Genomic DNA, 11,765 nt, shown 5'->3' with positions numbered 1-11,765 from the left:
CAGTGACCGCGGCGACGCCCTCGTGGTCTGCTACCGCCGCCCGGGCGTCGGTTCGTATTCATGCCATCGAGGGTCATGAACTCGGTGACGGTGACTCTCATCGCGACCCCTCGTTTTCGACGAGTGCGGCGAGCGCCGCGGTGACCGAGCCCCAGCCGTCGTAGAAGCCGAGATCGTGATGCTGTTCGCGATCGGATGGATTGCCGTGTCGCACGACGACGCTGTACTCGGTCCCGTCGGGATGTTCGCAGAGGGTGATCTCGGCGGTCATGGGGACGGGTGCGGGTTCGGCGGGCCGCCATGAACTGTCGATGGCGTTGGTGAACACCAGGCGTTCGTGGTCGTCGACGACCAGGAACACGGCGTCCATGTGCGGCACGAAGGTATCGCCGTCGTCGCTCATCTGCGTGACCAGTGCACCACCGGGACGCGGTTCGAGACGCTCGACCCGGGTGACGGTCGGGGAGGGCGTCCACCACTTCGCGAGCTGCTCGGGTTTCGTCCACGCGTCCCAGATCCGTTGCCGCGGTGCGCGGATGATGCGTTGCAGGGTCAGGTCGAGTTCGGGGTCGATCATGATGTCTCCTCGGTTTCGGTGACGAAGGCTTCGAGTCGGTCGGTGCGTTCGGTCCAGACGATGCGCTGGTGTTCGAGCCAGGTCTGTAGGCGTCGCAGGCGTCGACGGTCGAGCGTGCACATTCGGGTGCGCCCGGTCTTCTTGGTCATGACCAGGCCGCTCTCCTCGAGAACCCTCAGGTGCTTCATGAAGGACGGGAGGGACATGGGGAAGGGGTCGGCGAGTTCGCCGACGCTCGCAGACCCGCGCCCGAGACGTTCGACGACGGCGCGTCGAGTCGGGTCCGATAATGCACCGAATATCTCATCGAGGGCGGCCGAACTGTTTGCCATGTGGCTAAGTGTTACGCGATGAGTTGATGAACTCAATGGTTAAGTGATTGGAGTTTCGCATTGTTGTGAAAAACGACGTCGAAGCAGGGGGAAAGTAGGTATCATCGAATGTATGTACGAAACACGCGCAGTCGGAACCCCGGACCTGTCGACGGATGATCTTCGCGCTTTTCAACACCTCCTCGCCGGGATGGCTGCGGGCGTCGACGAGGTCGAGTCGGTGCATCGACTGACGCTGCTCGAGGAGGTGAAGTCCGCCTGTTCCGCGGCGCAGGTGCGTGAGACCGCGAACCTCGATCAGCTTCGTGCAGCCGATGAGGCCGCGAGGAATGTCCCGCCGCAGCGAAGGGGCCGGGGGCTTGCCGCCGAAATAGGGTTGGCGCGTAAGGCCTCACCGCAGAAGGGGAGCCAGTACCTCGGGTTCGCTCGTGCCCTGGCACATGAGATGCCGCATACGATGGCGGCTCTCGCGGACGGAGTCCTCACCGAGTGGCGTGCCACGATCCTCGTCCGCGAGACCGCTTATCTGACTCGCGAATCGCGGGAGGAGATCGACCGCCGGGTGTGCGGCGACCATCGGGCGCTGGTGGGTGCTTCCGATCGAGAGGTCGAAGCCCGGGCAAAGCGTCATGCCTACGAACTCGAACCGGCCGCGGTGGTTGCGCGAAAGGCCAAGTCCGAGAAGGATCGGCGGGTCAGCGTGCGGCCGGCGCCGGATCTGATGACCCAGCTTTCGGCGTTGTTGCCGATGACGCAGGGGATCTCCGTATATGCCTCGCTCAAGAAGCACGCCGACTCGGTGCTCGGCACCGACGATCGCACGCACGCGCAGATTATGGCCGACACGCTGGTCGAACGTGTCACCGGTCGATCCGCAGCGGAGCCGGTGCCGGTGGCAGTGAACATGATCATGTCCGACGAGTGTCTGCTCGGGTTGAACGATTCGGCGGCTGAAGTGCAGGGGTACGGACCGATCCCGGCAGCGGTGGCACGGGAACTCGTCGCCGCATCGGTGTCGCCCGATGGCGAGACCGCCTCGACGCTGCGTCGTGTCTATGCACGTCCGTCGGATGGTGCACTGGTGTCGATGGAGTCGAGATCGCGAACCTTCCCGGCCGCACTCGCGCACTTCGTTCGACTCCGAGACCAGCGCTGTCGAACTCCGTACTGCGGCGTGCCGATCGTAGAGATCGACCACGCGAAACCGCATCGACACGACGGCCCGACCAGCGAAGCCAACGCCGACGGCATCTGTGTCACCCACAATCGGGCGAAAGAGGCTGACGGCTGGGGATATTCGGTTCGTATGGCCGGAGACATCCGGGTCATCGACGTCATCACCCCGACCGGCGCCCGGCATCGGAGTGCCCCGCCGCCGGCAATCGGTCACCAAAGTCCTGACCGCAGCATGATCGAGACGAAGCTGCTGCAGCTACTCGCGGTCGCTTGAATGCTGCGAGGCGCCGGGTAACCTCGCTTCGCGTGACGATCCGCCCTTTGATTCGACCGGCGACTCCGGAAGACGTCGACGCTGCCGCAGAAACGCTCGGCCAGGCCTTCGCCGACTATCCGTTCACCAGACACACGGTGGATGCGCGTGACCATGGCGCACGCGTGGAGTCTCTGCAGCGTCTGTATCTCGCCGAGATCGGCATGCGGTGCGGCCGCGTCTGGGTCTCGGACGACCTTGCCGCCGTGGCGGTGTGGATCACTCCGTCCTCGTCGGGTCTCGACGAGGCGTTCGGCGACATCGCATCCCGAGTGGTCGACCTGTACGGAGACCGAGTAAACGTCGCCGCGCGGGCCGACGAGGCAACCGCCGGTCTCCGGCCGGCCGAACCCGTCTGGAATCTGGCCACGGTCGGGGTCGCGCCACATTCGCAGGGACGAGGGCTCGGCAGAGCTGTGCTCGAGCCAGGGCTCGAGGCGGCCCGGACAGAGGGGTATGCCGCATACCTCGAGACCTCATCCCCGGAGAACGTCAGATTCTACGAACGACTCGGGTTCGAGGTGACCGGGAAGGTTTCTCTGCCCGACGACGGCCCGGACGTGTGGGCCATGGTCCGGGTTCCGTGATTGTGGATGTCGAATCCCCACTTCGTACTGTCTCGTACTAGGTTGTCTGAGTGGAGGGGTGTCAAGAGGTGTTGATGCCGGGGACGGGGGACTCACAGTGACTTATCGCCTGGAAGCCGAGAAGGGTGCAATAGAGGGCGTCGGCAAGACGCTGGCCGAGTGTTCGAATGCCACCCGGGCGCTCTGGTCGGGCAGTACCGGATTCGCTGACGCAGCTGCGGCGATGCCGGGTTCGGCATTCAATGGCGCCTGCGCCGGCAAAGATGACCTCGTTCGAACTCTTCTCGGTCGCGCAGCTGCTCGCATGGACGCGGTTTCGCAGACCTGCTACCAGGTTGCGACCGAGTTCGCAGACACCGATGAAGAGTTGGCGAGCGGTTTCCGAGCCATTTCCGTGTTCTGATGAACCGTCCGACACGGTCGACCGTCAACAGCTGGGACGTGATGGTCCTGCTCCAGTCTGCGGACTCTCTGGAGACGACAGCCGAACATCTGCGAACCCAGACCAAGACGATGGCCGATGCTCCCATGAACGTGGAGGGCTGGTCGGGCGAATCCAAGCGTGCGTGCGAAGACCGTACGACGTCCGACCGAGACGAGATCAACAGGCTCGCCACCGAACTCAACGCGGCCGCGAGGGTGCTGCACGACACGGCCGCCGCGATCAGCCCCAACCGAAGCACTGCTCTGACGAAGGCGCTCGGCCTCGAACTCGACAAGTTCAGCGTCTCGGATGACTGGACCGTGCGCGACGCTCGGGACTACGCCTCGGAGTTGAACGGTGTGGAGGCCGGAAGCGCGGCCGAACAGTCGATTCGGAACGACCTGGCCAAGCGCGCCGAGGAGGCGAAGACAGCGACGTTGTCGCTGCAGTCGCTGGCGTACCAGATCGGGGAGGACGACCGTAACGGTGCCCGCGCGCTGAATGTGGTCTTCGGCAACGCCGAGATCAACGCTCCGCTCAGTTCGAGCTTCTCCGCCGGGCAAGCAAGTCGCGACGTCCAGGCGATCATGAGCGGGACTGCAACACCGGAGCAGAAGGAACGCTTCTACCGTGCGACCAGTCTGACGCCCGAACAGCGCGCGGCGCTGGCACGCGGCGAAGAAGCGGTCATCTCTAAAGAACAGTTCGATTATCTGAAGGCCATCTACACGCCCAATTGGGGTCAGAGTGCTGAAGGCTCGGCGCCCTACTCGCTCGACGCTTTGAAGCGTTTCGGTGACGAATACTCTGGCGCGGAACGTCTTCAGCTCAAGAACGCGCTCGGTGACGGTATCTACCTTCTCGGTAACCCAAGCTTGCGGACAGACCAGCAGGTCGAGCCGACGTTCCTTGCCGGCCCACTTGAGCAGATGGGATTGCCACCGGGACCGAGATTTGTGACGGGCGGACTGAACGAACTGTCTGCGCCAGTTCGCGAGGTGTTGACGAGTCCGGCCAGTAGCAAGGGGCAGCTGAGCGCCAGCGACGCGGGTGCGCATTCGGGGAGTAGCAAGTCGGTTAACAATCTGAACACGTTCAATGACCTCAAGTCATTGGTGGATATCCTCGAGCATCGGTCGTTGGACGCTGATGAGTTATACGGTTCTGACTCTCTTCAACTTGGTAGCGATGTGGACCGCGCTTTGATAGCAAGGGCTGGCGAGGTAGCGGCCGGTAGAGAGGGGGCTTACGTCACCGACCTCGGAACCTTCGGCCACAGCAATATTGACAAGTCCGAGGTTGAAGGTCTACTCGTTCGAATGCTCGATGTGGCCGGCACGGACCACATCGCGGTTCATGACGCTGTTATGTCCGGGACGGGGCGGGACGTTGATGGCGGCGGGATCGCCGCCTACGACCTTGATGGGAACAAAACGACTCTCCATGATGCGGGCACTCTGAAGAACCTTCTTTCGTTCGATTGGACAGACGATGACGGAAAAGAAAACTCTGGCGTCAATAAGCTTTTCAACTGGATGCCGGACGTAGCGAGCACCCCCGACGGAGCGCCCGATGTGAGAATGGCTGATAGCGTCCGGTCCGGCCAAATCGCAACCGCACTAGGTGAATACCTTGGCGACAACAAGGATTATTTCGCCGATGTGCACGGCGACCAAGCTCTCGGCGAACTAAACCCGGAGCTGACGAGGACGTTGGCGAAATCGATAGCGCCATACCTCGCTGAGATGGCTGGCGCTGACCAGGATATCTTCCAGACGCGTGGCGCTTCACAGCTAAGTGATGCCCACGACTTGAAGGGACTCTTCCAGGTCTTGGACACGGATCCTGAAGCTGGTCGAATCGTGAACACAAATGCCATGATGCAAGCGGGTGTCTTGGAGCAAGTATTCGGTGCCGACGACAGTCGCTCTGGCCTAGGCAAAATTGCAGGCAGACTCCACGGCGCGATGACTGCAGGTCTAAACGACATGTTGGATGAGGATGTCGAGGACGAACGCTACAAGGCGGCCAGAGATTACGCGCGCTATGGGGCGGCGTTTGACTCGATTGCAGCTCTGGGAACTGCGATACCGGGCCTCCATCCGGGCCTGAGTTCTCTTGTCGATCTCTCGTCCTCGGCGCTCAAGTTGAGTATTATCGGCGATCCTCCCAACGCGTCTGACATCTCTCCTGACGTCAAGTTCAACGAGGTGCGAGCCAGTGTTTTCAGAAGTACGAATATGGATTTCGTATACGAAGGAATGATGGAAGGCTATCTCAAGAACAATCCGGATTTCGTAGACAGCCCTGAGATGAGGGAAATCTACGGCGACAGGATGGACGATCCTGCTTTCGTCGAATCGTTGCGACGCGACGGGCTGAGTCCGGATGGAATGGATAGGACGGTGTTGAGCGAGGTGGCGGGGAGGCTCTTTGGGGCTCGCGACAATGATTTCTTGAATCAGTACCAAGGTGAGATGGAGAGGCATAATCGTCCAACCCCCAACGGGGGTGGATGGTGAGGACGCTTCTTCTTCGGGTTGTGGCGGTACTAGTTTCTGCGTTCGTACTGTGCTCGTGCACCCAAGATGCCGACTCAAGGGGAGTCGAGGAATCTGGCTCTGGCGTCGACGAAGGCCTACCGCCAGGTTTCGACGTCACTTTCAGATGGGTTGCCGACGAGAAGTTCGATCCTCTGGCAGCCGAAGGTACGTTCGTTCGCGGGTTTGTGGAGTCGTTCTATGTGGCCCGCGAGGGAAGTTCGACGTCTTGGGCTTATCCCGGATTTCTGGAGGCTGCGCCAGACGGATTCGCTTCCTCGGTGCTACGGCCGAACTCGGCCAGCGCTGGAAGAGAGTTGGTTGGCACGTCGACGTTCAGCGTTTTGCGTCGTGATGATCGCGGATCCATGACTAGACTCGTTCTGTGCGAATTCGGTTACGCGTCAAGTCCGACAGGGGTAATCAGCACAGGATTGTGGGAGACCTATGCGAAGAGCAGTCTGGTTTCGATAATCGAATTTGACAGGATTGGTCAGTCGCCGCCCCCGCGACAGCGTGGAAGTGCGCGGCGGCCTCAGAACGACGTCTTCGGAGGCTGGCGAGTGCTCGATTTCGAGTTCGTTGCGAACGGTCCTGAATTCCATCGAGAAATGGCGGGATGTGATTCGCTACCCCGCCCCGAAGGCGTGCCCCCAGAGTCCGAGGTGCGCGGAAGCAGCGCCGTCCCGCGCGCACCGGAGCACCAGAACCCTGGCTGGCCGATGTCCGGCGTCGAGTAGAAGAAATCGGCATATAGCGCGCATTACTTCTACCGATCGCGGGGGCGGTGACTGCCGCGCCCTACACTTGTCCACCATGTGCACCGCTGGTAACGCGCCCATGATCGCTCCGTCCATTCTGTCCGCGGACTTCGCGAATCTCGCCGACGAGGCGGCTGCTGTTGCCAAGCCCGGTGCCACCCGTGCCGATTGGCTGCACGTCGACGTGATGGACAACCACTTCGTGCCGAACCTGACGCTGGGTCTGCCGATCGTCGAGAGCCTGCTGAAGGCCACCGACATCCCGCTCGACTGCCATCTGATGATCGAGAACCCGGAGCGCTGGGCGCCGCCGTATGCCGAGGCCGGCGCCTACAACGTCACCTTCCATGCGGAGGCCACCGAGAATCCGATCGGCGTCGCCCGTGACATCCGCGCCGCCGGTGCGAAGGCGGGTCTGTCGATCAAGCCGGGCACCGCGCTCGAGCCGTATCTGGAGATCCTCCGCGACTTTGACACCCTGCTCATCATGAGCGTCGAACCCGGTTTCGGTGGGCAGAAGTTCATCCCGGAGGTTCTCGAGAAGGCCCGCGCCATCCGGAAGTTCATCGATTCCGAGGATCTGAGGCTGCTCGTCGAGATCGACGGCGGCATCAACGCCGACACCATCGAAGAGGCGGCCGAGGCCGGAATCGACTGCTTCGTCGCCGGATCGGCGGTCTACGGTGCCGCCGACCCCGGCCAGGCCGTCGCCGCCCTCCGCGAGTCCGCCGCGACCGCACGCGCCCACAGCGACATCTGACCTGACACATGGACATCGCCGCCGCCATGGTCCGCGCCGTCGAGGCGTCGTATGCGGCCATGGGTGTCAGCTCACCCAATCCGCCTGTCGGAGCGGTGATCCTGGCCGCTGACGGCACTGTCGCCGGCGTCGGCGCGACCCAACCGCCGGGCGGCCCGCATGCCGAGGTCATGGCCTTGCGTGCGGCGGGTGACGCCGCACGGGGCGGCACCGCGATCGTCACGCTCGAACCCTGCAACCACACCGGACGCACCGGTCCGTGTTCGCAGGCACTCATCGAGGCCGGCGTCGCCGAGGTCCACTACGCGGTCAGCGATCCCAACCCCGTAGCCGCAGGTGGCGCCGATACCCTCCGGGCCGCCGGCATCCGGGTGACCGGGGGAGTCGCGGCCGACGTCGTGGAGAACGGTCCACTGCGTCCGTGGCTCACCCGACAGCGGCTCGGGCGGCCGATGGTCACCGCCAAGATCGCGGCCGGCATCGACGGCCGGATCGCTGCTCCCGACGGCACCAGCCAGTGGATCACCGGTCCCGCCGCCCGCGACCACGCCCACGAGCAGCGATCACGCCTCGACGCCATCGTCATCGGCACCGGCACGGCCCTCGCCGACAACCCGACCCTCACCGCCCGCACCGCCGACGGCGGGCTCTATCCGCACCAGCCGGCGCGCGTGGTGCTCGGACACCGCGACCTACCGGCCGACGCCAACCTCCGCGGGGACACCGGGGGACCGCTGGTCCGGGTCGACTCCCACGACCCGGCTGACGTCCTCGCCGCACTGCCCGACGCACTCTGGGTCCTGGTGGAGGGCGGGCCGCACATCCTCGGCGCCTTCTTTGCCGCCGACCTCGTCGACGAGGTGCACGCCTACGTGGCGCCGATGGTCCTGGGCGCGGGACGCAGTTCCATCGAGATCCCGGGAGTCACCACTCTGGGCGACGCCAGACGGTTCGAGACCCGCGAGGTCACGACGCTCGGGAATGACGTGTTGGTCACACTGGCCCGCTCTGTGCGGCCATCGGCGCAGGTCTGAGCAGGGCGAGATGCGCGACACACCTGGGCCGGACTGTTTCGCTCAGCGAAATTCCAATGCGACTCCGTTCGTGCATCGTGCTAGCGTCGATATCACCAGTTCTCGGGGCGGGGTGAGATTCCCCACCGGCGGTGATGAGGGTGCTATGGATATGCACCTTCCAGCCCGCGAGCGCCTGTCGGAAGACAGGGACAGCAGATTCGGTGAGATTCCGAAGCCGACGGTCATAGTCCGGATGCGAGAGAACAGGCGACACAGTGCCGCCCTGTCTGCTCCGAGCGAGCAGGAGGAGTGCGTGTTCACCGGAATCGTGGAGGAACTCGGCGTCATCGCCGACCGCGAGGATCTCTCTGACGCAGCCCGCTTCACCGTGCGGGGACCCATCGTCACCGCCGATGCCGGCCACGGCGACTCCATCGCGGTCAACGGCGTGTGTCTGACCGTCGTCGACCTCCGACCGGGCGAGTTCACCGTCGACGTGATGGGCGAGACGCTTCGTCGCAGCTCGCTGTCCGACCTCGCCGCGGGCAGCACCGTCAACCTCGAACGCGCCATGCCCGCCAACGGGCGTTTCGGCGGCCACATCGTGCAGGGCCACGTCGACGGGACCGGTCGCGTCCTGTCCGTGAGCCCCTCGGAGAACTGGACCGTCGTGCGCATCGGCGTGCCGGAGAAGCTCACCCGCTACCTCGTGGAGAAGGGCTCGATCACCGTCGACGGTGTGTCGTTGACCGTCTCGTCCGTCGGCGGACCGGGTGACGACTCGTGGTTCGAGATCTCCCTGATCCCCACCACCCTCAACGAGACCAACCTCGGTGCAACCAAGCCCGGCACCGTGGTCAACCTCGAGGTCGACGTGATCGCCAAGTACGTCGAACGTCTGCACCTCGGAAATACCCCAGCTGTCCCTGCGCTTGAAGTCACCGAGACGAAATGAGCACAGCGGCCGAAATGAGCACAACGAGTGAGGTTCTGATGAGCGAATCGCCGCGTGATGGTGAAGACGCGACCACCGACGAACGAGTCCAGCTCGACTCGATCGAACGGGCCATCGCCGACATCGCCGCCGGCAAGGCGGTCGTCGTGGTCGACGACGAGGACCGGGAGAACGAGGGCGACCTGATCTTCGCGGCCGAGAAGGCCACCCCGGAGCTCGTCGCCTTCATGGTCCGCTACACCTCGGGCTACCTGTGCGTCCCGCTCGACGGCGACGCCTGCGACCGTCTCGGTCTGCCCCCGATGTACTCGATGAACCAGGACAAGCACGGCACCGCCTACACCGTGACCGTCGACGCCCGCGAGGGCATCGGCACCGGCATCAGTGCCTCGGACCGCGCCACCACCATGCGCCTGCTCGCCGACCCGGAGGCCACCGCGGGTGACTTCACCCGTCCCGGCCACGTGGTCCCACTGCGCGCCAAGGAGGGCGGCGTGCTGCGTCGTCCCGGCCACACCGAGGCCGCCGTCGACCTGGCCCGCCTCGCCGACCTCGCACCGGCCGGTGTCATCTGCGAGATCGTCAGCCAGAAGGACGTGGGCTCGATGGCCCGCTCCGACGAGCTGCGCGTCTTCGCCGACGAGCACGACCTAGCCATGATCTCGATCGCCGACCTCATCGCATGGCGTCGTCGTCACGAGAAGCACGTCGTGCGCGTCGCCGACGCCCGGATCCCCACCCGTCACGGCGACTTCCGCGCCGTCGGCTACTCCAGCGTCTACGACGACGTCGAGCACGTCGCCCTGGTCAAGGGCGACATCTCCAGCGACGACGGACACGACGTCCTCGTCCGCGTGCACTCGGAGTGCCTGACCGGCGACGTCTTCGGCTCGTTGCGCTGCGACTGCGGTCCGCAGCTCGACGCCGCGATGGAGATGGTGGCCGAGGAAGGCCGCGGCATCATCCTGTACATGCGTGGCCACGAGGGCCGCGGCATCGGCCTGCTGCACAAGCTGCAGGCCTACCAGCTGCAGGACGCCGGCGCCGACACCGTCGACGCCAACCTGGAACTGGGTCTGCCCGCCGACTCCCGTGACTACGGTCTCGGCGCCCAGATCCTCGTCGACCTCGGTGTGTCGTCGATGCGTCTGCTCACCAACAACCCGGCCAAGCGCGTCGGCCTCGACGGCTACGGCCTGCACATCGTCGACCGTGTGCCGATGCCGGTGCGCGCCAACGCCGAGAACCTGCGCTACCTTCGCACCAAGCGCGACCGGATGGGACACGACCTCGTGGGCCTCGACGACCTTGCGCACACCGGTGACGATGCATCTGAAGGAGCCCCTGCATGAGCGGCCACGGAGAACCGACCCTCGAACTCGCCGACGCCGGCAAGCTCCGGCTGGCGATCGTGTCGTCGCAGTGGCACGAGAAGATCTGTGGCGCACTGCTCGACGGCGCGGTCCGCGCGGCCAACGAGAACGGTGTCACCGAGCCGACCATCGTGCAGGTGGCAGGTGCGATCGAGTTGCCGGTCATCGTGCAGGCGCTGGCCCGCACCCACGACGCCGTCGTCGCGCTCGGCGTCGTGATCAAGGGTGAGACACCGCATTTCGAGTACGTGTGCGACGCGGTGACCGCGGGTCTGACCCGCGTCTCGCTCGACGAGTCGACCCCGGTCGGCAACGGTGTGCTGACCACGCTCACCGAGGAGCAGGCCATCGCCCGCGCGGGCCTGCCCGGTTCGACCGAGGACAAGGGCGCCCAGGCGACCGTCGCCGCACTGGCGTCGGCACTGACCCTGCGTGCACTGGCACGCGGTGAGGCCCTGCCGAACGCGGTCGGAGGAGCATCGGCGTGACCTCCCCGCGATGGGACCTGGTCTATCGGCCGCGTAAGTTGCCCCGCTGGGCGATCATCGCGGCCGTGATCGTGCTGGCCATCCACATCATCTTCGGGCTGCTGCTGACGGTCGAGGACGTCGGGGTCCGCAACCTCGGCGGCTCCGACCAGGTCGCGATCATCCTGATCGGCGTCCTCGTCTCCGGCGCCATCCTCCTGCTGACCCGTCCGCGGCTGCGCGTCGGGGCCGAGGGCGTCGAGGTGCGCAACCTCGTACCGGTCCGGCTGTTCGGTTGGGACCAGGTGCTCGGGCTGACCTACCCGGAGAAGGGCTACGGCGCCTGGCTGCTGTTCCCGTCCGACGAACACATCACCGTCCTGGCCGTTCAGGCCAACGACGGCCCGCGGGCCGTCGAGGCGATGGCCCGGTTCCGCGAGCTCGAAGAGCGCTATCGCGGGACCGTCCGACCCGCCAACTAGCC

General features: G+C 64.8%; 12 protein-coding genes and 1 riboswitch. Of the genes, 10 read left to right on the top strand and 2 right to left on the bottom strand.

The window, feature by feature from the left end; genetic code table 11:
- Nucleotides 1–97 precede the first annotated feature (97 nt).
- Both M1L58_RS00715 and M1L58_RS00710 read right to left on the bottom strand, forming a co-directional pair.
- Nucleotides 98–577 carry an SRPBCC domain-containing protein gene (locus M1L58_RS00715; RefSeq protein ID WP_248657482.1) on the bottom strand — a complete coding sequence of 160 codons (480 nt, stop codon included), beginning with the start codon at nt 575–577 and terminating at the stop codon, nt 98–100.
- The gene (locus M1L58_RS00710; RefSeq protein WP_248657481.1) at nt 574–909 is read right to left on the bottom strand and encodes an ArsR/SmtB family transcription factor; all 336 of its coding nucleotides are present in this window, start codon (nt 907–909) and stop codon (nt 574–576) included. The genes M1L58_RS00715 and M1L58_RS00710 overlap by 4 nt, the downstream gene beginning before the upstream one ends.
- A gap of 190 nt (nt 910–1,099) precedes the next feature.
- On the opposite strand from M1L58_RS00710, the gene M1L58_RS00705 reads away from it, so the two are divergent.
- From M1L58_RS00705 to M1L58_RS00660, 10 genes are all read left to right on the top strand, one after another.
- Entirely contained in the window at nt 1,100–2,359 is a 1,260-nt protein-coding gene (locus M1L58_RS00705) for a DUF222 domain-containing protein (protein WP_248657697.1), read from the top strand.
- Between the two features lie 32 nt (nt 2,360–2,391).
- Nucleotides 2,392–2,985 carry a GNAT family N-acetyltransferase gene (locus M1L58_RS00700; RefSeq protein WP_248657480.1) on the top strand — a complete coding sequence of 198 codons (594 nt, stop codon included), beginning with the start codon at nt 2,392–2,394 and terminating at the stop codon, nt 2,983–2,985.
- Nucleotides 2,986–3,082: 97 nt separating this feature from the next.
- Nucleotides 3,083–3,388 (top strand): hypothetical protein, encoded by a 306-nt coding sequence (locus M1L58_RS00695; protein WP_040535798.1) that lies wholly within the window; start codon nt 3,083–3,085, stop codon nt 3,386–3,388.
- Nucleotides 3,388–5,931: a TPR repeat region-containing protein gene (locus tag M1L58_RS00690; RefSeq protein ID WP_248657479.1), complete on the top strand. Its 2,544-nt coding sequence runs from the start codon at nt 3,388–3,390 to the stop codon at nt 5,929–5,931. Before M1L58_RS00695 ends, M1L58_RS00690 begins: the two co-directional genes overlap by 1 nt.
- Before the next feature lie 834 nt (nt 5,932–6,765).
- The gene (gene rpe / locus M1L58_RS00685; protein WP_154882426.1) at nt 6,766–7,470 is read left to right on the top strand and encodes a ribulose-phosphate 3-epimerase; all 705 of its coding nucleotides are present in this window, start codon (nt 6,766–6,768) and stop codon (nt 7,468–7,470) included.
- A gap of 8 nt (nt 7,471–7,478) precedes the next feature.
- Nucleotides 7,479–8,504, top strand: a complete 1,026-nt coding sequence (ribD, locus tag M1L58_RS00680; protein ID WP_248657478.1) for a bifunctional diaminohydroxyphosphoribosylaminopyrimidine deaminase/5-amino-6-(5-phosphoribosylamino)uracil reductase RibD — start codon at nt 7,479–7,481, stop codon at nt 8,502–8,504.
- Between the two features lie 94 nt (nt 8,505–8,598).
- A riboswitch (FMN riboswitch) is annotated at nt 8,599–8,755 on the top strand.
- 44 nt (nt 8,756–8,799) lie between these two features.
- Nucleotides 8,800–9,441, top strand: a complete 642-nt coding sequence (locus M1L58_RS00675; RefSeq protein ID WP_248657477.1) for a riboflavin synthase — start codon at nt 8,800–8,802, stop codon at nt 9,439–9,441.
- A 38-nt stretch (nt 9,442–9,479) separates the two neighbouring features.
- Nucleotides 9,480–10,793 carry a bifunctional 3,4-dihydroxy-2-butanone-4-phosphate synthase/GTP cyclohydrolase II gene (locus M1L58_RS00670; RefSeq protein ID WP_006866313.1) on the top strand — a complete coding sequence of 438 codons (1,314 nt, stop codon included), beginning with the start codon at nt 9,480–9,482 and terminating at the stop codon, nt 10,791–10,793.
- On the top strand, nt 10,790–11,302 hold the full coding sequence (ribH, locus tag M1L58_RS00665) for a 6,7-dimethyl-8-ribityllumazine synthase (protein WP_006866312.1): 513 nt from the start codon (nt 10,790–10,792) through the stop codon (nt 11,300–11,302). The genes M1L58_RS00670 and ribH overlap by 4 nt, the downstream gene beginning before the upstream one ends.
- The gene (locus tag M1L58_RS00660) at nt 11,299–11,763 is read left to right on the top strand and encodes a PH domain-containing protein (RefSeq protein WP_248657476.1); all 465 of its coding nucleotides are present in this window, start codon (nt 11,299–11,301) and stop codon (nt 11,761–11,763) included. The genes ribH and M1L58_RS00660 overlap by 4 nt, the downstream gene beginning before the upstream one ends.
- Nucleotides 11,764–11,765: the final 2 nt, after the last annotated feature.

It is taken from the genome of Gordonia sp. C13 (assembly GCF_023218005.1).
Lineage (GTDB): Bacteria > Actinomycetota > Actinomycetes > Mycobacteriales > Mycobacteriaceae > Gordonia > Gordonia namibiensis.
The sequence above is the reverse complement of the archived record's forward strand: the minus strand, read 5'-3'. Positions and strand labels throughout refer to the sequence as shown.

Excerpts from the sequence above, each read along its gene's own strand:
- ribD (WP_248657478.1), top strand. The coding sequence starts at position 7,479 with ATGGACATCGCCGCCGCCATGGTCCGCGCCGTCGAGGCGTCGTATGCG.
- M1L58_RS00670 (WP_006866313.1), top strand. The coding sequence starts at position 9,480 with ATGAGCGAATCGCCGCGTGATGGTGAAGACGCGACCACCGACGAACGA.
- M1L58_RS00710 (WP_248657481.1), bottom strand. The coding sequence starts at position 909 with ATGGCAAACAGTTCGGCCGCCCTCGATGAGATATTCGGTGCATTATCG.
- M1L58_RS00705 (WP_248657697.1), top strand. The coding sequence starts at position 1,100 with ATGGCTGCGGGCGTCGACGAGGTCGAGTCGGTGCATCGACTGACGCTG.
- ribH (WP_006866312.1), top strand. The coding sequence starts at position 10,790 with ATGAGCGGCCACGGAGAACCGACCCTCGAACTCGCCGACGCCGGCAAG.
- rpe (WP_154882426.1), top strand. The coding sequence starts at position 6,766 with ATGTGCACCGCTGGTAACGCGCCCATGATCGCTCCGTCCATTCTGTCC.
- M1L58_RS00690 (WP_248657479.1), top strand. The coding sequence starts at position 3,388 with ATGAACCGTCCGACACGGTCGACCGTCAACAGCTGGGACGTGATGGTC.
- M1L58_RS00715 (WP_248657482.1), bottom strand. The coding sequence starts at position 577 with ATGATCGACCCCGAACTCGACCTGACCCTGCAACGCATCATCCGCGCA.